The following is a 20,661-nucleotide window of genomic DNA, read 5'->3' on the forward strand; positions in this document are numbered from 1 at the left end:
TAATGGTCCTTTAGAAGGCATCAATCGCAAAATCAAAACTCTAAAACGAACTTGTTATGGTTTTGCCAATCAAAAATTTTTCTTTTTAAGAATCGATTGTATTTTTTCGTAAAAAAAAATACCCCCTACATTTTCGTAGGAAGTATTTTTAGTCAACCATACCAGTTGACAGATATCCAAAAAATTGAGGCTAATCACTTTCGATAGCCTCTTTTTACGAATATTGTTACGATATCGTGGAAATTAATTACCTTCTAAAATTTTCTTAGCATCTCTAATTTGTTGACGAACTTGATCAAAACCAGTTCCACCATAAGAATTCCGCCGTTCAACCGCGACTTTAGGTTGTAAGCAGGTATAAACATCTTCTTCAATTTTGGGCGAAATCTTTTTATATTCGTCTAATGGAATATCAACAAGATTTGTCCCTGTCTTAAGTCCCTTCAATACTAGCTCACCGACAATCTCATGCGCTTCCCTAAATGGAATTCCTTTAGTAGCGAGATAATCTGCTAATTCAGTGGCATTAGAAAAGTCATGATGAGTTGCATGCTCCATGGCTTCTTTCTTTACTTGAAGGGTGGCAATCATCCCTGTCATGATCTTGATGCTTGGAAGAATCGTCTTCACCGCGTCGAATAATCCTTCCTTATCTTCTTGCATATCCTTGTTATAAGCAAGCGGAAGTCCCTTCATTGTCGTTAATAAGCCAAAAAGATCACCATAAACTCGCCCAACTTTACCACGAATCAATTCTGCCATATCAGGGTTCTTCTTTTGGGGCATAATCGAACTACCAGTAGAATATGAATCTGCCAATTCTAAATAGCCAAATTCATAACTACACCAATAAATCAGTTCTTCACATAACCGTGACAAGTGCATCATCAAAATACTTGCGTTACTTAAAAATTCAAGGGCAAAATCCCGATCAGAAACGGCGTCCAGTGAATTATGATATGGTTCAGCAAAACCTAAATACTTTGCACTTAATTGTCGATCAATTGGGAAAGTGGTCCCAGCTAAAGCAGCCGCTCCTAGGGGTGATAAATCCGTGTGCTGCTGGTTAAATTCAAAACGTTCAACATCTCGCTGAAACATTTGGAAATAAGCCATGAGATAGTGCCCATACGAAATTGGCTGAGCATGTTGCATATGAGTGTACCCTGGCATAATCGTTTCAACATTTTCTGCTGCTTTATCTACTAATTCTGCCTGTAAGTTTTTCAATTCATTAATGATAATGGGCAACCGCTTCTTTACATATAAATGAAGGTCAGTTGCAACTTGATCATTTCTGCTCCGCCCAGTATGAAGCTTACCAGCAACGGGGCCAATTTCTTCTGTCAGCAATGCCTCAATATTCATATGAATGTCTTCATTGTCAATCGAAAATGGGAGTCCTTCACTAGTTAATCGCTCACGTAACTTCTTGAGTCCAGCAATAATCTTATCAGCATCATCTGCTGATAAGATTTGTGTTTCTTTCAGCATTTTTACATGGGCTAATGAGCCTTCAATGTCTTCTTGAGCCATTTCTTGATCAAAACTGATTGACGCATTAAATTGGTTAACTAGTTGGTCACCGGCTTCTTCAAACCGGCCACCCCACATTCTCTTAATAGGCATCGCTTGTATTCTCCTTTACTTTCTTTTTATTTTTGTTTTGTACTTGAGCATAGACCTTATCTGGTAATTCCCAAAGTTTAATAAAGCCAGTAGCAGCTTCTTGGTCAAATTCATCAGCAGAAGTGTAAGTTGCCAAGTTCTTATCATAAAGTGAATTTGGTGATTTCCGACCTTCACAGATTACATTTCCCTTAAATAATTTAACCCTTACCACTCCATTAACAACCGCTTGTGATTCATCAATAAAAGCAACTAAAGATTTCATTAATGGTGAATACCAAAGCCCATTATAAATAATTTCACTCATCTTTTGTTCAATTAATGGTTTAAAGTGCGCTACTTCCCGTTCTTGGGTCAGGTCTTCCAAGTCTTTATGGGCTGCCAATAAAACAGTTGCAGCTGGGCATTCATAAATTTCCCGTGACTTAATACCAACAAGCCGGTTTTCAACGTGATCAATCCGACCAATCCCATGACTACCAGCTAATTTGTCCAATTTCATAATTAACTGGTCAAGCGGCATTTCTTCACCATCAATTGCTGTAGGAACCCCTTCATTAAAGGTAATTTCAATTGTGGTTGGGGTATCAGGGGCTTCTTCAATTGAAACTGTCCGATCATATGCATCAGCAGGTGCCGCAGCCCATGGATCTTCAAGAATTCCACATTCATTTGCCCGGCCCCATAAGTTCTCATCAATAGAATAAGGACTAGCCTTTGTGATTGGAACAGGAATGCCATTATCCTTAGCGTATTGAATTTCTTCTTCCCGTGACCAGTGCCAATCCCGAATTGGATCTTCAATCTTCATATCTGGTGCTAAAGCATGAATGCCTGCTTCAAACCGAACCTGATCATTTCCCTTTCCAGTACAACCATGGGCAATAGCAGTCGCACCGTATTGATTAGCAACTGCAACTAGTTTTTGAACGATTAAGGGACGAGAAAGTGCTGAAACTAATGGGTACTTTTGCTCATACATTGCATGGGCTTGAAGAGCTGGTAATACAAATTGTTCAGCAAAGTCACGCTTGGCATCAATCACTACTGACTTCCACGCACCAACTTGAAGACCCTTTTCCTTAATCGCTTCAAGGTCTTTTCCTTCACCCACATCAATACAACATGCAATTACGTCATACCCCTTATTTTTGAGCCACGCAATTGCAACTGAAGTATCTAAACCACCAGAATAAGCTAAAACAATTTTTTCTTTTGACATAATCTCGTCCTCCATCTCATTTGAAATTCGTTGTTTATAAATATACGAGTATTATGAATAAAAATCAATACTTTTAGCATATTTTTTCAAAAAAAACTCTTTTTATGCATAAAATATAAGCTATTCATGCATAAAAAGAGTTTATAGATAGAATAATTATTTAATTTTGTTGGTTAATAATTTGTTTATTTTGAACTGGATAGGTAATTAATTCTGATGCTTCAAGGTCTTCCTTATGCATATCAACTGCATTAATTTGACTGTTTTCGTAAGTCTTGTAGTAAAAAATGCCCTTCTTTAGGTTTGAACCATCAGAGTAGATCGTATATTCAAAAGTATCCGGTGCTACTTCATCCAATCCCTTTTGTTGTTCGACAGATTGAAGAATGTGGAAATAGTTGGTAATATTCTCAACTTCAGAATTACCAACTGGGGCATGCATCTTAGTGAATGTAGCCTTAACAAAACGACTTTCAGAATCCATTCCTCCCGGGAGAAAATGGGTCCCTAAGCCCCGGCTATAAACTGGTAGGTCGACATTAGGTGCAAATACGTTAGCCGGATTAGCAGGTGCAACACTACGATAGTTACTAAGATTTAATAATTGACGAGGAAACTCCGGATTATTTGTCAAAACACCAACTGGGTTATCATAAACATTCAATCCTTTTGCGGTGGATTCAACAGTCACAGAAGTCCCCGTTTTATCAGCAATAATCCAGTGCAGCGGTGCAGCTTGGAGTTTATCAGAAAAATTGATATTAGCAATGTTTGCATTTGAAAGTAACTTCTTCGCTTCAGCAACCGAGGAAGCAGCCGCAAGAATATAAGGAACTAATTCAAATGATGCGATATTATCTTTTCCTTCTTGGACCGGGAAATAATGAGCTGGACCATCAAAATTAAGGCCTGCCATTCCAACACCCTTTTCATTTACCCCATCAAAATATAGTGGATAGTCGTCACGAACAATCGACATTCCAATAATTGCATAATGGTGTTCAAGGTTTGGCATTTCCCGAAATTCTAAAGTCTTATTACGTGGGGTAATCACTACTTCTTGACCAAGGTTGACTTCCAAATCAAGGTTACGGCCAAAGTAATAATCACCTGCTGTATAAATTACTGATGTGCACATATAAAGGCCCCTTTTCTTTTGAATATACCTTAATTCTAGTTTAAAAAGTAAAAATGTACAGTAAAAAATGGACTGTGACATAAGTTAAGTTACTTTCATAAAAAGCAAATACGCAGTACAACAATGGCCTCTAACGTCCGGCAAAACCGATCGTTAGAGGCCTATTGTTGCTTGCGGGGGCTCGAAAACGAAGTCACAAGTGACTTCTGTCTCGCTCCCTTTTTTACAGCTGATATTACTTACTCAATTGTTCTTTTACAACCTGGTTAACTAATTTTCCATCTGCTTGACCTTGAACTTTGGGCATAACTGACCCCATTACTTGTCCAAAGTTCTTCATACTAGAAGCATTAAGCTCGTCAATTACTTCCTTAACAATCTTAGTAACTTCATCTTTTGATAACTGTTTTGGCATATACTTTTCAACAATTGCTAATTCATTCTTCGCTTGATTGATCAGATCTTCTCGTCCAGCTTTTTCAAATTCTTCAAGCGATTCTTTACGCTGTTTATATTCACGTGCCATTACCGCAATTTCTTCATTAGCGCTCAAATCGTGGCCAAGTTCAATTTGTTCATTTTGAACTGCTGCTTTAAGCATCCGGACAACGTTTAATGTTTCCTTATCCCGATTCTTCATTGCTGATACCATATCTGACGTTAATTGTTGTAGTAAGCTCATTATTTATCCTTCTTTCATATAGAAAAAAGCTCCCACCAGGCAACAGGTGAGAGCACACATTTTTAGTAACGACGACCGCGTTTGTTCTTACGCTTCCGTGCCGCTTCAGATTTCAACTTGCGTTTTACACTTGGCTTTTCGTAAAATTCACGTTTACGATATTCTTGCAATGTTCCGTTACGTGAAACTGAACGTTTAAAGCGTCGAAGAGCGTCGTCTAAAGATTCATTCTTACGAACGACTGTTTTTGACATGTTGATCCCTCCCTCCGAGCTTAAAGTTACGTATCGAGGTAGCAGGCATACTGCTTCCCTTTCACTACAAAAATTATTTTACCCAACATGGCCTACCCTGTCAACATTACTTTTAAATAAAAATTTAAATTTCTTATCCACCTATTCTTTGACTACTCCATAAGCTAAGTAAACGCTTTTAATCACTATACAAATATATGAATATTTATTCCATTTTAAGATTTTATATTGCATAAATAAACATTTAAGTGTATATTTAGTAACAATTTAATTTTACTATTCTCAAAGGAGTTATTAACTATGAAAGGTTTTAAACATTTATTACTGCTAATGGTAATTGCGTTTCCGATATTATGTACACCTATTACTGCATTAGCTGCTAACGAGAGCAGTTCAACTAGCTCTTCGTCAGCCAATAATCCATCGCAAGTCGCTAGTAATGATTCAGTGCAAAAGATTAAACAAAAAGGAACATTGGTTGTGGGAATGAGTGCTGATTATCCACCCTACGAATTCACAACCAAAGAAAATGGGAAAACTAAATATGTCGGTTTTGAAGTTTCCCTTGCTAAACAATTTGCTAAAGACTTGGGAGTAAAACTAGTTATTAAAAACATGGACTTTGACTCACTTCTAGTTGCGCTGGAAACAGGTAAAATTGATGCTATTATTTCGGGAATGAACGTTACAGCTGAACGAAAAAAGAGCGTTGACTTCTCAAATACATATTATTCCGGCGATAGTTACTTCTTAATTAATAAAGGAGATAAAGATAAGCTAGTTAATGTCAAAAGTTTTAATGGGAAAAATGTAGGAGCACAAAACGGTACGCTCCAGTCAACCCTGATTTCAAAGGAAATGCCTAAAGCAAACGGCAAAGGGCTTGCTAAACTTTCTTCCTTAGTCATTGGGCTTCAATCTCATAAATATGATGGGATTTTAATGGATGCTGCTACTGCTAAAGCCTATGCTGCCAATAATTCAAATCTTTATGCCTTTAATTCGAAATTGCCAAATACTGCTGGCGGAATTGCCATGGCCTTTCCTAAAGGTGATACCTCGTTAGTCAATGCTGCCAACCAAACAATTAAAAAAGTTAATAAAGAACAACTAATTAATAAAAAATGGATTCCTGAAGCCTCGCAATACATGAAGAGCTATAAAAAACAAAATACTGTTCTTAGCTATTGGCGTTACTTTGCTAAAGGGATTAAATATACATTAATCATTACAGTTGTCTCTGTTATTTTTGGTTTCCTATTAGGAACTCTCTTTGCACTAATGCGGCTTTCAAAGAACAAATTCTTACATTCAATTGCTGTTTGCTACATTGAATTTCTTCGGGGTACGCCAATGATGGTTCAAATCATGTTTGTTTACTTTGGGATTGGCGCAATTATTCAATCACTTCCGGCTCTCCTCGCTGGGATTATTGCCGTTTCACTAAATTCCGGTGCCTACGTTGCTGAAATTATTCGTTCTGGGATCCAATCCATTCCACTTGGACAAACAGAAGCTGCTCGAAGCTTGGGGATGAGTAAAAGCGAAACATTCAGATATGTGATTATGCCCCAAGCACTTAAAAATATTTGGCCAGCATTAGGAAATGAGCTTATTACTTTATTAAAAGATAGTTCATTAGTTTCTGTGATTGGTGTTTCCGAATTGATGTATCAAACACAATTAGTGCAATCAGCAACTTATAAAGGAGTTTTACCTCTATTCATCACAATGATCATCTACTTTATCCTCACATTTACGCTATCCAGGATTTTGCTTTACTTTGAAGGGAGAATGAAACATGCCCACTAAAATGATTGAAATTAAAAACTTACAGAAAAAATTCAAAAATAATATTGTCTTAAAAGATATTTCCGAACATGTTGATAAGGGCCAAGTAATTTGTGTGATCGGCCCTTCAGGAGCAGGTAAAAGTACTTTTCTCCGTTGCTTAAATGCGCTCGAACAACCAACAAGCGGACAAGTTCTTTTTGAAGGACAGAATCTGATTGGCTTAAGTGATAAAAAACTCGATCAGTTGCGAGAAAAGATGGGAATGGTTTTTCAAAGTTTCAATCTTTTTCCTAATATGACAGTCCTTAAAAATATCACCATTGCACCAGTTAAAGTTAAAAATATCAATGAAAAAGAAGCAACTAAAACTGCAATGGAACTCCTAGAAAAAGTTGGTTTAAGCGATAAGGCTCAACAATATCCGGATCAACTATCAGGAGGGCAAAAACAACGGGTTGCAATTGCCCGGGCCCTTGCGATGAGTCCAGCAGTAATGCTCTTTGACGAACCAACTAGTGCCCTTGATCCTGAAATGGTTGATGAGGTACTAAAAGTAATGCGCGATTTAGCTGAATCGGGAATGACAATGGTGGTTGTTACTCATGAGATGGGGTTTGCTCGTGAAGTAGCAGACCAAATCTGGTTCATGGCAGATGGGTATATTCAGGAAACTGGAGATCCAGAGGAATTTTTTGCCCACCCTACTAGCCCACGGGCACAAGACTTTCTGAAGAAGATTTTGAAATAAAATAATCCTCGTGAATAGTACACTTCAAGTACCTTTTCACGAGGATTATTTTTGTTTTATTTATTGTTCATCTGGATCTTGATCGAGCTTGTAATCAATTTTTTCATCAAATTCAATTTTAAGATCATCAAGTTGTTGTTCACTAACTTTGCCTGGAGCTGCCGTCAATGGTTCAACTGCCTTCGAGTTCTTAGGGAATGGAATAACATCCCGAATACTATCAGCTTGAGCTAGTAACATAACCCAGCGGTCCAAACCAAAGGCAAGTCCTCCCTCAGGTGGCATCCCCATTGTTAAGGCCTTAAGCAAGAATCCAAAGCGCGCTTCTGCACGTTCCTTTGTATATCCAAGAGCTTTGAGAACTTTTTCTTGAATCTTTGGATCGTGGATACGAATTGATCCTCCACCGATCTCGTTACCATTCAAGATAATGTCGTAACTTTGGGCATGAGCTTTATGAGGATCTTCCCCATCTTCAAGATAATGTAAGTCTTCTTCATTTAGCATTGTGAATGGGTGGTGAGCAGCAATCCACTTTCCAAAGCCTTCATCATATTCAAACATTGGCCAATTAACAACCCATAAGTAGTTCCATTGGTCTGGCTTAATCATATCTAGCTCTTCAGCGATTGCCCGACGAAGGTAGCCAAGTGAATCTGATACAACGTGGAAACTACCAGCAACAAAGAGGATTAAGTCCCCTTCTTCGGCATCCATTTCTTCATTGATTTGGGCAACTTGATCATTTAAGAACTTAGCAACTGGACCATTGTAACCATCAGCAGTTACCTTAACCCATGCAAGTCCCTTTGCACCAAAACGCTTAATGTATTCTTCATACTTAGAAATATCTTTCCGGGAATACTTATCTGCTCCACCAGGAACGCGAATTGCACGAACATAGTTACCATCAGCAACAGTATTAGCAAAAACCTTAAATGAACTGTCCTTTACAATATCAGAAAGATCATGAATCAACATCCCAAAACGAGTATCAGGCTTATCGGAACCGTACTTGTCCATGGCTTCTTGCCATTCCATCCGTGGGAATGGAGTCTTAACATCTACCCCCACGATTTCCTTCATTACCCGCTTAATTAAGCCTTCTGTAACGGTTTGGATGTCTTCAGGAGTTGCAAAACTCATTTCAGTATCGATTTGCGTAAATTCTGGTTGACGGTCACCACGAAGGTCTTCATCCCGGAAACAACGTGCTAATTGATAGTACTTATCAACTCCGGCTGCCATTAACAATTGCTTAAATAATTGGGGTGATTGTGGTAAAGCATAGAAATGACCGGGGTAAACACGTGATGGAACAATGTAGTCACGTGCTCCTTCTGGTGTTGACCGTGTTAAATCAGGGGTTTCAACATCCATAAAACCTTCATTATCATAGTAATTGTGTACGATCGAAGCAACCTTACTCCGCAACTTCAAATTACGCATCATTTCTGGGCGCCGTAAATCAAGGTAACGGTACTTCATCCGTAAGTCTTCAGAAGCATCAACACCATCAGTAATATCAAATGGCGTTGTTTCTGATTTTGCTAATACCTTAACCTTATCAACGGTTACTTCAACTTTTCCAGTCTTCATATCTGGATTAATTTCTTTTTCTGCCCGTAATTGAACTTTTCCTTGAACCTCAAGAACATATTGGTTACGAACCGCATTTGCGATTTCAAATGCTTCTGGATTTTCTTTTTCGTTGAATACTAGTTGAACAATTCCTTCCCGATCCCATAAATCAATAAAGATAAGTCCACCTAGGTTACGACGCTTAGCTACCCAACCCTTTAAGACAACTTCTTGTCCAACTTGCTGTTCATTTGTATCCCCAGCATAATTTGTTCTCTTCATTCTCCGCTTACCTCTTTCAGTTTTTAATAACAGTTTAAATAAAAAGCACCCTTGAAATTACAAGGGTGCAAATGCACGGTACCACCTTGGTATCACTCAAAAATAACGTCTAAACGACGGAGCATATTGCCCAGCTTCAAAAGTGTCAATCGAGGCCGAAATATTTGGAGCTCTCACCTTTCTCCAATCGCTGATAATTTCAAGTACCCGAGCATTCTTTATCAACAGCTATTAATATCTTTAATTTACATTTTTACCTTACTCGATCCCCTCATAAATGTCAATACTAAGGTTAATTAGTGCCTTATAAATCAACTTTATTTAACAACACTTGCCTAAAAATGGTATAAATAAAGTAATTTAGTAAAGGAGGAACATCAATTGGAAAGTCCAAATACAGCATGGTTTAAGCGCCTTCCATTAAAAAATCTCACTTCTGTTAAACCAGTCAGCGGTGGTGATATTAATTTAGCCTATCAAGCCACAACTACTGATGGAAATAGGTACTTTATAAAGGTTCAACCTAACCATTCACAAGATTATTTTAATCATGAAATTAATGGTCTCAAAGCTATCGGTAAGGTCATTAATACCCCGACCCCACTTTACCATGGTGAAATCGATCGGAATGCCTATTTAATTTTAAACTGGCTAGATGAAACTTGGGGTAATCAAGCCGACCTGGGATTAGCAGTTGCCAAAATGCACCAACAGCATAATGATGAATTCGGCTTTATGGATAATCATCAAACCAAGGCCCTCGTAAAAAACAATTCTTGGAACTCAAGCTGGCTTGATTTTTATATTAATCAGCGCCTAGAACCAGAAGTACAAGTGGCAAGCCAACGCGGACGATGGAATAAATGGCGGCAAGAACATTACCAACAAATGGTTAATAAATTTACTGATTACTACCAACACCATGAAGTCATCCCTAGTCTTCTTCATGGTGATTTATGGGCCGGCAACTTCTTATTTGCTGGCGATCATAAACCATACTTAATCGATCCAGATGCATTATTTGGGGATCGTGAATTTGATTTAGCCATGACAACTGTTTTTGGCGGTTTCGATAATAGTTTTTATCAGGCATATAGCAGCGTCTTTCCATTTGATGATCAGCTAGATGAACGCCTTTCGTGGTATCGTTTCTATTACCTATGCATGCATTTAATCTTATTTGGCGAAAGCTATGGTGGCGCAGTCGATCAAATTTTAAGTCAATACTAAACTGTGACATAAGTTAAGTTACTTTCATAAAAAGCAAATACGCAGTACAACAATGGCCTCTAATGTCCGGCAAAACCGAACGTTAGAGGCCTATTGTTGCTTGCGGGGGCTCCCAGAGGCTAGCTTCGCGTCGAAAAACGAAGTCACAAGTGACTTCTGTCTCGCTCCCTCTTTACTTTTTAGCGTTCATAAATAATTGTCGTGGGACCATCATTTTCCAGATCAATTTTCATCATGGCTCCAAAATGTCCGGTTTCAACAGGAATACCAGTAGCAGCTAGTTTTTGATTAAAAAGATCATATAACGGTTCAGCAATCTCAGGACGAGCAGCCTGTGAAAATCCAGGACGATTTCCATGCTTAGTGTCAGCATAAAGGGTAAATTGGGAGACTGATAAAATTGCACCATTAACATCCCGTAGCCCCTTGTTCATCTTACCGTTTTCATCCTCAAAAACACGAAGATTAGTAATTTTATGTACTAAGTAGTCTAATTTTTCTTCGGTATCATCTGGAGCAAAACCGACTAAGAGAAAATAGCCAAGGCCAATTTTACCAACAACTTCATCATCAATTGAAACTGCTGCATGATTTACTTTTTGTAAAACAACTCGCACAAGCATCCTCCTATCGAATAATTCTTTTGACAACGTAAACATCTGGAATGTTCTTTAAACCATCCATGATTAATTGCAACTGTCGTAAATTACGCACTCCGATAATCAAACTAATTGTTACCATCTTGTTATGGTCAACTTTTCCGTTAACTGAATTTAAGAAGCGAGTACTGTTATTTACTGAACGTAAAACATCATTTAATAAGCCATTTCGATTGTATCCCTGAACTTCCAAGTCAGCATTGTAGTTTGTTTTGTCGCCATTAGGATTTGCCCAATATACACTAACAATTCGTTCGCCATTCTTACGGGCAGCTTTAATATTCGGACAATCATCCCGGTGAACCGATACTCCCCGTCCCTTTGTAATGTAGCCAGTAATAGCATCTCCTGGGATTGGACTACAACAATGGCTTAAGCGGACAAGGAGATTGTCAACTCCTTCCACAACTACGCCCTCACTAGATGCTTTAGCCTGCTTTTGTTTTTCACGTTCATTTGGCTTCTCAAGAGTCTGGTGATCTTCTAGTACAGCTTTTTCTGCTGCTTGTTGGCGGTCGCTTTCAACTTGCTGACGGATATCAGCAGTAAACCGATTTCTAATACCAACGGGAGCCAAGTCACCAAATCCTAAGGCCGCAAACATATCATCACTACTATTGTAATGAGTCTCTTGAGCAACTTCCTCACATTTCTCATCAGTCATTAACTCTGCTGGCGAATATCCTGCTTCACGGAGTTCGTTTTCAAGAAGTTGTTTTCCTTCTTCAATGTTCTTTTCTCGATCATGTGCACGGAAGAATTGGCGAATCTTATTACGAGCCCGCCGCGTTGAAACCAAATCAAACCAATCACGACTCGGACCAGCTGATGATGATGAAGTCAAAATATCAACAATGTCACCATTTTTGATCTCATAATCAAGGGGTACAATCCGTCCATTTACTTTAGCTCCAGTTGTATGATTACCAACTTCAGTATGAATTTGGTAAGCCATATCAAGTGGTCCAGATCCCTTAGGCATTTCAATTACGTCACCTTTAGGGGTAAATGCATAGACCTTATCAGTAAATATATCACTCTGAATCCCTTGCATAAATTCATCTGTGCCTTGACTTTCACTTCGTAATTCAAGGATTTCTTTGACGACATTTAGCTTTTGGCTATCCTGAGTTTGTTGGATTCCATTAGTTTTTCCTTCTTTATATGCCCAGTGAGCAGCAACCCCATATTCAGCAATTTCATGCATCTTGTGAGTTCGGATCTGTACTTCTAATGGTCGTCCTTCTGGTCCAATAATTGTTGTATGCAAGGATTGGTACCCGTTAGTCTTAGGCATTGCAATATAATCCTTAAACCGTCCAGGCATTGGTTTCCAATTGGTATGGATAGCTCCAAGAGCAGCATAGCAGTCCCGGATTGAGTCAACGACAATTCGAACTGCAAGAAGGTCATAGATTTGGCTAAATTGCTTATGCTGAGTAACCATTTTACGGTAGACAGAATAAATATGTTTAGGCCGGCCATAAATTTCAACATTCGGTCCTAAGTCCAAATCTGCAATTGCCTTTTTTATCAACTTAATTGACTCATCAATATAGTCAACCCGCTGATCGCGTCGTGAATTCATCAAATGGACAATCCGGTAATATTGTTGCGGATTTAAGTACCGCAATGACAGGTCTTCTAATTCCCACTTAATCGTACTGATACCCAACCGATCTGCAATTGGCGCATAAATTTCAAGGGTTTCATTTGAGATGCGGCGCTGCTTATCAGGACGCAAATGCTTAAGAGTGCGCATATTATGAAGACGGTCCGCAAGCTTGACAATCATTACCCGAATATCCTTTGACATTGCAAGTAATAATTTACGATGAGTGGCAGCCATTTGTTCTTTATTTGATTTGTAACGAATCTTACCAAGCTTTGTATCACCATCAACGATCATTGCAATGGTTGGTCCAAAGAGTTCTTTAATATCATCTAAGGTTGCGCCAGTATCTTCTACAATATCATGTAAATATCCTGCACAAACTGTTTCGGGATCCATATGAAGATTAGCAAGGATCCCCGCAACTTGGATAGGATGAATAATATACGGTTCCCCAGATTTACGTCGTTGGTCATGGTGAGCTACCTCGGCAAAATGATATGCCTTTTCAACTAAAGCAACGTGTTCTTCATTCATATAAGAACTAACCATCTTTTGAACATCTTCATGTGTCAATTCCTTTTCTTTTGACATCGGACGACCTCCTTTCAATTACTTTTGTTGACGCATTGCCCAGGATAAGTACGCAAGCGCTAAGTAAGCAAGGGCAAAATAATAAGTATATCGGGGCATAAAGAAATACGCAGTTATCAAGTAAAGGATTGGAAAAATGAATAACTCGCCCCATTTTCGCTGGTGCCTATAAATCCAATAACCGGACCAAATACTAAAAATACCATTAATAAGGATTAAGACAATCTCTACCATTACCACTCGCGTAACAAATGGAAGCTTATCAACAACGAATGTCAATACAATCCCAATTAAAATACTAGCTAGCCATAATGGTTTGTCTAAATGTTCCCATGCTTTTTTCATAAAATTCATTCTCTTTCAACACCTATATTCAGTTTTAAATCACCGATTAAAGCTGTTCTTTATTTTACCATAAGTAAGCCAGCTACATTATGACAATTCCATTGCATATGAGATCGCCGCCATGAAATATAAAGGCGCTGTTTCAGTTCGTAGAATTCGTGGTCCTAAACCTGCTGCCACCACGCCAGCTTCATTCATTTTAGCAATTTCATTTTCCGTTAATCCACCTTCTGGACCAAAAATGGCAAGGAGCGAGTCTCCCGGGTTAAGGGCATTAAATTGTTGCGCTAAAGCACTTGTTTCACCCTGTTTAGCTGATTCTTCCCAAGCAACTATCCGTTTGGTAGCGGGATAATCGGCTAACAATTGATCAAGATTTACACTGTATTCAACCTGCGGAATTTTATTTCGATGGGATTGTTCTGCTGCTGATTCAGCTATTTTTTGCAGACGTTCGATCTTTCGTTTCTGCTTATTTCCCTGCCAATGACTAATGGAGCGAGCAGCATCGAAGAAAACAATTTTGTCTGCTCCCAATTCAGTTGCCTTTTGAACAATTAATTCTGGTTTCTCTTTAGTCTTTGGAATTCCGCAGGCAAGTATCACCGAAACTGGCAATTCACTATCAGCATCTAACTTCTGATTGATTTTTAATGTCGCCGTTGGTTCTGTAGTACTAAGAGTCGCAAGGTAAACACAGTGGTCAGCTAATACAAGCTCAACACTTGTTCCAACCTCTGCGCGCATTACCTTCAACAAGTGGTGGGCTGCTTCAGATGGCAATGTTACTTCATCAGCTGGAGTTACATTAACAAAATAGCGTTGCATTTATTTCACCTCGATTGGCTTGTGGGTAATCATTCCGTGCCAGTCCTTCATCTGCTGTTCATCGTCAATTATAAATCCTTGCTCTTGCAACTTTTGACGAATCAACGGAGCCTTATCATCGATAATTCCAGAAACAAGGAATTTGCCACCTGGCTTAAGATTTTCATATGCTTGAGGAATAAGAGGCACGATGATTTCCGCAAGAATATTAGCAACAATCAAGTCTGCCTGGGTATGGATCCCATCTAACAAGCTATTTACGCCAACTTTAACATCTTTAGCGACCGGGTTTAGTGCAAGATTCTTTTTTGCTGAGTTGACTGCTACTTCATCAATATCATAAGCATCAACTTTTCCTGCCCCTAAGTGCTTGGCAGCAATACTTAAAACACCAGAACCTGTCCCGACATCGATTACGTATTCATTACCAACAATTGTTTTTTCAAGGGCCTCCAGCATTAAACGAGTAGTTGGATGAGTCCCGGTACCAAAAGCCATTCCTGGATCAAGAAAGATTAATTTTTCTTTAGGATCTGCTGGCTCATATTCTTCCCATTGCGGAACAATCGTTAACTGATCCGTTACTCTTAATGGGTGATAATATTTTTGCCAAACCGTTGCCCATTGTTGATTATCGACGGTCGCTGCTGAGACATCATTTTCTCCTGGATTCAGGCCGTAATCCCTTAATTTTGCTACTCGTTGATGGATAGTTGGCAATAGTTCAGGAACAAATACGTTTTGTGGGAAATATCCAGATACTGCTGCGCCATTTTTTCGGTGCGGAATTGATGATGGATCGATAAATTCACCGTGGTCCCCATACTTTCCCTCATGTAAGTTTGCAAAATCAGCGGCATCTTCAATTTGAACGCCTTGTGCTCCCATATCTGTCAAAATATAGCTAACTGCTTCAACAGCCTCACTAGAAGTTATTACCTTTATTGCTGTCCAATCCATTTAATGACCTCCTTAAATAATAAAATCGTGACCACAATAAAAGTAAATGGTCACGATAAATACCAACTTAATAAAGTCTAATCATTTTCATTATCAACTTTACTAATATGTGGTCGTTCTTGTTCGCGTTTCTTTTCTTTTTCTAAATGATGACTTAAGTAATCGATTAAGTCGGACTCAGTCAAGAAAATACGGGGATGATGTTGGTGATGCAACCGAACATCAATCTCGTTAATTTTTAATCGTCCGGTCCAAGTATGGGAATAACGAACAATTACCCGATTATTTAGTCTGTGTTTACCAAAGCGGAACACATATACGTGTTGGGGTGTCATCATTGGCCGAATGTACTCTTTTTTATACATTAAATCATTGTCGCGCATAAACTGCTTAGTTCGATTCAGAATGGTAACCACCTCCTCTATTATTATTCCTGATCAATTTTAAATTAATCTCCCTAGATAGGTATATTTTAGCACAGGTCACCAACGTTCCAAAGTTTAATCTATGTTTAAACTTTAATTTTCAAAAAAATGCTATACTATGTTCACAATACTTTAAGGAAAGGTGATTACAATAGTGAGTCTCTTAATTGCTATTCTTATCTGCTGGTTGCTATGGAAGATTGGGGTTTTAACGGTTAAGTTCATTGGCCTAATCCTTCTTATTCTATTAATCGGGACATTAATTCATGTTTTACTTTGGCCAGCGATCCTTTTAGCAGTCATTATCTTAGGAGCAGGTTTATTCACTAACTAATTTATCTATAAAATCTTATAGTAATTTTTCTGCGGAATGTTATAATCATTACTGTGAGAGAAATCTCAAATAATGTATACATAAGATGAAAGGGAGACTGTTTATTATGTCTAAGAATCATCAAAAAGTTGTTCTTGTTGGTGATGGTGCTGTCGGTTCAAGTTACGCCTTCGCAATGGCACAACAAGGAATTGCTGAAGAATTTGCTATCGTTGATATTATTAAGGAACGGACTGAAGGGGACGCAATGGACCTTGAAGACGCTACTGCCTTCACCGCTCCTAAGAACATCTACTCAGCAGATTACGACACTTGCAAAGACGCTGATTTAGTTGTTATTACTGCTGGTGCTCCACAAAAGCCTGGTGAAACTCGTCTTCAATTAGTTGATAAGAACTTGAAGATCATTAAGTCCGTTGTAGAACCAATCGTTAAGTCTGGTTTTGACGGAATCTTCTTAGTTGCAGCTAACCCAGTTGACATCCTTACCTATGCTGTTCAAAAGCTTTCTGGCTTCCCTAAGAACAAGGTTGTTGGTTCAGGTACTTCACTTGATTCCGCACGTCTTCGGGTTGCTCTTGGTAAGAAGCTTCATGTTGACCCTCGTGATGTTATTGCTAACATTATGGGTGAACATGGTGATTCCGAATTTGCTGCTTACTCAAGTGCTACTGTTGGTGGCAAGCCATTACTTGACATCGCTAAGGATGAAGGTATTTCAGAAGATGAATTACTTAAGATTGAAGATGATGTTCGTAACAAGGCATACGAAATCATTAACCGCAAAGGTGCTACCTTCTATGGTGTTGCCACTGCTTTAATGCGGATTTCAAAGGCTATTCTTCGTGATGAAAATTCTGTTCTCCCTATCGGTGCCCCAATGAACGGTGAATACGGACTTAACGACCTTTACATCGGTACTCCAGCTGTTGTTAATGCTTCTGGTGTTGCAAAGGTTATTGAAGTTCCACTTAACGACCGTGAAAAGAAGGCTATGGCCGACTCTGCTAAGCAATTGGAAGAAGTTGCTAAGAACGGTATGGCAAAGTTACAAGGTAACAACTAAGCCATATTCATAAATAGAACGATAGATTATCGTGCTACTAAAAAACTCTCAGCGTTTAGTAAAACGTTGGGAGTTTTTTTCACCTATTTTTGATCATTTTTCAAGTCACGTGCAAAATCATCAAGAAAGTCTTCTATTAATTTATCCTTATAACCCTTTTTTCTAAGTTCACTCGCTAAAATTGCCGAAGTAAGCCCCTTTCGAATTGCTAACTTATGATCACCTGCGAGCCAAAACATTACTAATTCTCGATCTTCCATTTAAAATGCTCCTTTTCCTCATATGTTCAGTGTACCACTTTCGCTTATCAGAATTTGAAGGAGCTTATCAATTATTAAGGAACATCAATACCAAGTTCAGTTCCTATTTCTTTCATTTCTTGATAGGTCTTTTCATCAATCGTGACACCTTTTTCTTTATTTTCTGCTAATAAACGGTACTCACGATCACCGGGTACCCAAATTTCTTTACCAGGAATATGTTCAAGCTGGCGAATTCGATCTAACATTGATGTGGCATCTTTCTTCAATACCTCTGGATCACCAAAGAATGCTGGATTAAGAACCATTACAAATTGACTAAAATCATGTTTACCACTAACAGTATCGGCAGATATAGATCCTTGAGCTAAAATACCCGTCAATAATTCAATTACGATAGAATTTCCCATCCCCTTATAATTAGAATTTTCCTCATCATTTCCGCCAAGAGTGAGAACTCCTCCACCTTTTTGTTCCCCTTCAGTAAAGGCCGCGGTGGCAAGAATATCTTCTGCCTCTTGCGCATCAGTTACTACCTGCCGATCTTTATCAACTGCCCATTCGCCCGGCAACGGTTCGCCTTTTTTAGCATGAACTTGAATTTTTCCACCCGAAACAACACAAGTGGCACCATCAAACATAAATGGATGTGGAGAAGCAGGAAAGCCAAACGCAAAAGCATTAGACCCAAGAAAAGCCTGAGTAGCATTAGTTGGGACTACCAGGGGACGAGTGTTAGTAAGGGCAACTCCTACCAATCCAGCTTCTAATGCTAATCTTGTATAGTAACCAGCGGTGCCGAAGTGATTCGAATTGCGAATAACAGCAATTGCCACCCCTGTTTTCTTAGCCTTTTCAATTATTTTTTGAGTCGCTAAAACCGTTGCGAGCTGTCCCATATTTTGATTAGCGTCAACAAGGACGGATCCTGGTAACTCACGAATAATTTTGGCCTTATTTTGGGGAATAATCGTTCCTTCTTTAATCATCCGACGATACCATGCTAATCGTTGAATCCCATGAGATGAGATCCCGCGCAAATCCGCATCAACTAGAGTGTCTGCTAATAATTGACTGTCATCTTGGTTAAATCCCAATTTTGTAAAAACTTCTACTAGATAATGTCGTTCATCGGTTGCTTGAATTCTCATTTTTATCCTTCTCTCATTTTATATTAATTATATTTTAATAATAAAGTGAGAAATGTCAATATTCAAAATATCTTAAAGGTTAGGATCCATCTTAAATGACATCTTTGAAAGCTCACAGCCTTCAGTTAATAATTCAAAGAAAAGGGCCTTTGTCCGTTCATTATAATGGGTAGCTATTTCATGATTTTGTCCAGTTAGATAATCAGTTAGTGCCTGCCCTTCAAGACTAGCTGCTTCTTTATCAACCTGCGCAATTTTACGGCGTGCCCATTCATTTAGCTCCTTTTGGTAGTCTTCATCCTTTTCCATAAATTCTTGATAATGACTTTCAACGACCTCTGCTAAGGCTTCATTTAACCAGAATGCAGACTCTAAGTTCATTTTTTCCGGTACGTTTCGATATGATTCATCAGTATCGTCAGCATTAGCAAAAAATGGAACATAAGGGTTAAAGGCTGGGACCCCTAATTCAATCCAATGAATACTTGTTTTATATTTATTCAGATTGCGCACTTGTAAAATATGTGATTGGGCCGTCCGTGATAAAGAGATAGCCCGGTAAGTCTTACGTTCAGGAGCATCCCCCATTGGATCGTAAGGTGTCTCATTAAAATGCGATTTTAGAACATATTGGATGTCTTCATTAGCAATCTTAAATTCAGCCTTACGGATAAATGGCATTTCAGAATCTTCGGGACATTGACCCAATGAAGCGTTAGGACTAAGGTAACGTTGAGCAAACCAAGTCCGCGGTGTGTTGTAATGACGGTCTTTTTGTGTACTGGTACCAAAAATATGGCGGAAATCCCACCGGTCATGGTCAGGGTTTAATTGGTGTTCTTCAACAAACTCTTGAATTCCATCAGCCCACATATAATTATCAGGATCGTCAAAATCAATATCTTCAATTGCTACCTGGTTAGGAGTAACAGCATAACAATCATCAGGAATACGAACTGCAACCCATTGGTGACCAGTTACTACTTCCATATACCAAATATCATCTGCATCTGCAAATTGCATTCCGTTTCCCTCAGCAGAGCCCAATTCAGCAATTAATTTTCCAGTATATTCAACTCCTTCACGGGCAGAATGAATATACGGTAATACTAAAGTACAAAGTGAGTCTTCTGCCAGGCCATTTTTTACGTATGGATCATATGCTAACACCCGATCATTTGCATAAACACTCTCAGTAAAGGAAGCTGCCACATTTGCTTCATTAATTCCATCTTCTTCATTAGGTCCTGCTGTTTGATCAAGGGTAGGCGTAGAAGTATAACGCATTCCCTCTTCCGGCAAGTCTACAGTTACTTTATTGTAAGGTGATACGTAGGTTTCGTGGCGTCCTTTTACTGCCGGTTTTACTAAAAATCGCTTGGGTTCAATTGCTTTTACGCGATCTTCATTACGAGCAATATAATTAGCACCGTCGAGAGAAGCCTTTTTACCGACCATGATTGATGTACAAGCATCTTTATTTTGCATATTTATTTCCTCCTCAAATAATAGCGATTACATTATCTATGATACGCTAATTTGATGAGGACTGCAGTATTGAGAGAGTATAAAAACCCACCATATTTATCTGTTAAATTGAGGAGGAACCTTGTATTATTATTTATGGGGTTACCTTGTTTTCTATGTGATTTGGCGATTTCATTGTATCAGAAGGCGAGCTTCTTTTTAGTTTAAAAACAAAAAATCTGATATTGGTATAGGAAACGCGAAACCGCAAATCTATTTGATAACTTAACGAATTTTAATATTTAAAAGAAAAGTAGACTAATATTCTACCTTTCCCTTAAAATCCCGCATAAGGGAAAATTAAGGGAAAACTGATAAAATATTGGTCTACTTTGTGATT

Annotated in this window: 21 protein-coding genes; 6 read left to right on the forward strand and 15 right to left on the reverse strand. The window is 38.6% G+C overall.

The genetic code is table 11. The annotated features are described in order from the left end of the window. The coding region (locus tag LMC10_RS02140; protein ID WP_229268840.1) for a transposase at positions 1-112 on the forward strand (112 nt) is incomplete at its 5' end. A gap of 131 nt (positions 113-243) precedes the next feature. Here LMC10_RS02140 and argH read toward each other — a convergent pair. The 5 genes from argH to rpsU all read right to left on the reverse strand — a co-directional run bounded on the left by argH (position 244) and on the right by rpsU (position 4,925). Beyond that, entirely contained in the window at positions 244-1,629 is a 1,386-nt protein-coding gene (argH, locus tag LMC10_RS02145) for an argininosuccinate lyase (RefSeq protein WP_085678293.1), read from the reverse strand. After that, positions 1,619-2,851 (reverse strand): argininosuccinate synthase, encoded by a 1,233-nt coding sequence (locus tag LMC10_RS02150; RefSeq protein WP_035152705.1) that lies wholly within the window; start codon positions 2,849-2,851, stop codon positions 1,619-1,621. Before LMC10_RS02150 ends, argH begins: the two co-directional genes overlap by 11 nt. Before the next feature lie 160 nt (positions 2,852-3,011). Continuing rightward, the gene (gene bsh, locus LMC10_RS02155) at positions 3,012-3,989 is read right to left on the reverse strand and encodes a choloylglycine hydrolase (RefSeq protein ID WP_229268800.1); all 978 of its coding nucleotides are present in this window, start codon (positions 3,987-3,989) and stop codon (positions 3,012-3,014) included. Positions 3,990-4,224: 235 nt separating this feature from the next. Continuing rightward, positions 4,225-4,671: a GatB/YqeY domain-containing protein gene (locus tag LMC10_RS02160; RefSeq protein WP_003665848.1), complete on the reverse strand. Its 447-nt coding sequence runs from the start codon at positions 4,669-4,671 to the stop codon at positions 4,225-4,227. A 62-nt stretch (positions 4,672-4,733) separates the two neighbouring features. Further along, the gene (rpsU, locus tag LMC10_RS02165; protein WP_003665847.1) at positions 4,734-4,925 is read right to left on the reverse strand and encodes a 30S ribosomal protein S21; all 192 of its coding nucleotides are present in this window, start codon (positions 4,923-4,925) and stop codon (positions 4,734-4,736) included. A gap of 300 nt (positions 4,926-5,225) precedes the next feature. On the opposite strand from rpsU, the gene LMC10_RS02170 reads away from it, so the two are divergent. Further along, entirely contained in the window at positions 5,226-6,737 is a 1,512-nt protein-coding gene (locus tag LMC10_RS02170) for an ABC transporter substrate-binding protein/permease (RefSeq protein WP_169473548.1), read from the forward strand. Next, on the forward strand, positions 6,727-7,467 hold the full coding sequence (locus LMC10_RS02175; RefSeq protein WP_003671089.1) for an amino acid ABC transporter ATP-binding protein: 741 nt from the start codon (positions 6,727-6,729) through the stop codon (positions 7,465-7,467). Before LMC10_RS02170 ends, LMC10_RS02175 begins: the two co-directional genes overlap by 11 nt. 60 nt (positions 7,468-7,527) lie before the next feature. Here the strand turns inward: LMC10_RS02175 and aspS are convergent, their stop codons facing one another. Continuing rightward, positions 7,528-9,330 (reverse strand): aspartate--tRNA ligase, encoded by a 1,803-nt coding sequence (gene aspS / locus LMC10_RS02180; RefSeq protein ID WP_229268801.1) that lies wholly within the window; start codon positions 9,328-9,330, stop codon positions 7,528-7,530. Between the two features lie 381 nt (positions 9,331-9,711). Between aspS and LMC10_RS02185 the strand changes: the two genes are divergently transcribed. Beyond that, positions 9,712-10,560: a fructosamine kinase family protein gene (locus tag LMC10_RS02185; RefSeq protein WP_229268802.1), complete on the forward strand. Its 849-nt coding sequence runs from the start codon at positions 9,712-9,714 to the stop codon at positions 10,558-10,560. A 179-nt stretch (positions 10,561-10,739) separates the two neighbouring features. On the opposite strand, the gene dtd is transcribed toward LMC10_RS02185, so the two are convergent. From dtd to LMC10_RS02215, 6 genes are all read right to left on the reverse strand, one after another. Beyond that, complete coding sequence (gene dtd, locus LMC10_RS02190) at positions 10,740-11,177, reverse strand: D-aminoacyl-tRNA deacylase (RefSeq protein ID WP_003665822.1); 438 nt, start codon at positions 11,175-11,177, stop codon at positions 10,740-10,742. A 10-nt stretch (positions 11,178-11,187) separates the two neighbouring features. Beyond that, the gene (locus LMC10_RS02195; RefSeq protein WP_229268803.1) at positions 11,188-13,425 is read right to left on the reverse strand and encodes a RelA/SpoT family protein; all 2,238 of its coding nucleotides are present in this window, start codon (positions 13,423-13,425) and stop codon (positions 11,188-11,190) included. Between the two features lie 18 nt (positions 13,426-13,443). Beyond that, positions 13,444-13,770, reverse strand: coding sequence for a hypothetical protein (locus LMC10_RS02200; RefSeq protein WP_229268804.1), 327 nt, complete (start codon positions 13,768-13,770; stop codon positions 13,444-13,446). An 87-nt stretch (positions 13,771-13,857) separates the two neighbouring features. Beyond that, positions 13,858-14,598 carry a 16S rRNA (uracil(1498)-N(3))-methyltransferase gene (locus LMC10_RS02205; protein WP_229268805.1) on the reverse strand — a complete coding sequence of 247 codons (741 nt, stop codon included), beginning with the start codon at positions 14,596-14,598 and terminating at the stop codon, positions 13,858-13,860. Next, positions 14,599-15,558: a 50S ribosomal protein L11 methyltransferase gene (gene prmA, locus LMC10_RS02210; RefSeq protein ID WP_229268806.1), complete on the reverse strand. Its 960-nt coding sequence runs from the start codon at positions 15,556-15,558 to the stop codon at positions 14,599-14,601. Positions 15,559-15,635: 77 nt separating this feature from the next. Then, positions 15,636-15,941 carry a hypothetical protein gene (locus LMC10_RS02215; RefSeq protein WP_003668153.1) on the reverse strand — a complete coding sequence of 102 codons (306 nt, stop codon included), beginning with the start codon at positions 15,939-15,941 and terminating at the stop codon, positions 15,636-15,638. 196 nt (positions 15,942-16,137) lie between these two features. On the opposite strand from LMC10_RS02215, the gene LMC10_RS02220 reads away from it, so the two are divergent. Both LMC10_RS02220 and LMC10_RS02225 read left to right on the forward strand, forming a co-directional pair. Beyond that, a complete protein-coding gene (locus LMC10_RS02220) occupies positions 16,138-16,317 on the forward strand; it encodes a hypothetical protein (RefSeq protein WP_003668154.1) in 180 nt (59 codons plus the stop codon). 106 nt (positions 16,318-16,423) lie between these two features. Then, complete coding sequence (locus LMC10_RS02225; protein WP_003665815.1) at positions 16,424-17,383, forward strand: L-lactate dehydrogenase; 960 nt, start codon at positions 16,424-16,426, stop codon at positions 17,381-17,383. An 83-nt stretch (positions 17,384-17,466) separates the two neighbouring features. Here the strand turns inward: LMC10_RS02225 and LMC10_RS02230 are convergent, their stop codons facing one another. The 3 genes from LMC10_RS02230 to LMC10_RS02240 form a co-directional block, all read right to left on the reverse strand. Beyond that, positions 17,467-17,643, reverse strand: coding sequence for a hypothetical protein (locus LMC10_RS02230; protein WP_003671106.1), 177 nt, complete (start codon positions 17,641-17,643; stop codon positions 17,467-17,469). Positions 17,644-17,717: 74 nt separating this feature from the next. Continuing rightward, on the reverse strand, positions 17,718-18,794 hold the full coding sequence (locus tag LMC10_RS02235) for an Ldh family oxidoreductase (protein ID WP_078009097.1): 1,077 nt from the start codon (positions 18,792-18,794) through the stop codon (positions 17,718-17,720). Positions 18,795-18,866: 72 nt separating this feature from the next. After that, on the reverse strand, positions 18,867-20,282 hold the full coding sequence (locus LMC10_RS02240) for a C69 family dipeptidase (RefSeq protein WP_229268807.1): 1,416 nt from the start codon (positions 20,280-20,282) through the stop codon (positions 18,867-18,869). Between the last annotated feature and the right edge of the window lie 379 nt (positions 20,283-20,661).

It is taken from the genome of Limosilactobacillus reuteri subsp. simiae (genome assembly GCF_020784875.1).
Classification (GTDB): Bacteria; Bacillota; Bacilli; order Lactobacillales; family Lactobacillaceae; genus Limosilactobacillus; species Limosilactobacillus reuteri_H.

Excerpts from the sequence above, each read along its gene's own strand:
- argH (WP_085678293.1), bottom strand. The coding sequence starts at position 1,629 with ATGCCTATTAAGAGAATGTGGGGTGGCCGGTTTGAAGAAGCCGGTGAC.
- LMC10_RS02150 (WP_035152705.1), bottom strand. The coding sequence starts at position 2,851 with ATGTCAAAAGAAAAAATTGTTTTAGCTTATTCTGGTGGTTTAGATACT.
- bsh (WP_229268800.1), bottom strand. The coding sequence starts at position 3,989 with ATGTGCACATCAGTAATTTATACAGCAGGTGATTATTACTTTGGCCGT.
- LMC10_RS02160 (WP_003665848.1), bottom strand. The coding sequence starts at position 4,671 with ATGAGCTTACTACAACAATTAACGTCAGATATGGTATCAGCAATGAAG.
- rpsU (WP_003665847.1), bottom strand. The coding sequence starts at position 4,925 with ATGTCAAAAACAGTCGTTCGTAAGAATGAATCTTTAGACGACGCTCTT.
- LMC10_RS02170 (WP_169473548.1), top strand. The coding sequence starts at position 5,226 with ATGAAAGGTTTTAAACATTTATTACTGCTAATGGTAATTGCGTTTCCG.
- LMC10_RS02175 (WP_003671089.1), top strand. The coding sequence starts at position 6,727 with ATGCCCACTAAAATGATTGAAATTAAAAACTTACAGAAAAAATTCAAA.
- aspS (WP_229268801.1), bottom strand. The coding sequence starts at position 9,330 with ATGAAGAGAACAAATTATGCTGGGGATACAAATGAACAGCAAGTTGGA.
- LMC10_RS02195 (WP_229268803.1), bottom strand. The coding sequence starts at position 13,425 with ATGTCAAAAGAAAAGGAATTGACACATGAAGATGTTCAAAAGATGGTT.
- LMC10_RS02200 (WP_229268804.1), bottom strand. The coding sequence starts at position 13,770 with ATGAAAAAAGCATGGGAACATTTAGACAAACCATTATGGCTAGCTAGT.
- LMC10_RS02205 (WP_229268805.1), bottom strand. The coding sequence starts at position 14,598 with ATGCAACGCTATTTTGTTAATGTAACTCCAGCTGATGAAGTAACATTG.
- prmA (WP_229268806.1), bottom strand. The coding sequence starts at position 15,558 with ATGGATTGGACAGCAATAAAGGTAATAACTTCTAGTGAGGCTGTTGAA.
- LMC10_RS02215 (WP_003668153.1), bottom strand. The coding sequence starts at position 15,941 with ATGCGCGACAATGATTTAATGTATAAAAAAGAGTACATTCGGCCAATG.
- LMC10_RS02225 (WP_003665815.1), top strand. The coding sequence starts at position 16,424 with ATGTCTAAGAATCATCAAAAAGTTGTTCTTGTTGGTGATGGTGCTGTC.
- LMC10_RS02230 (WP_003671106.1), bottom strand. The coding sequence starts at position 17,643 with ATGGAAGATCGAGAATTAGTAATGTTTTGGCTCGCAGGTGATCATAAG.
- LMC10_RS02235 (WP_078009097.1), bottom strand. The coding sequence starts at position 18,794 with ATGAGAATTCAAGCAACCGATGAACGACATTATCTAGTAGAAGTTTTT.
- LMC10_RS02240 (WP_229268807.1), bottom strand. The coding sequence starts at position 20,282 with ATGCAAAATAAAGATGCTTGTACATCAATCATGGTCGGTAAAAAGGCT.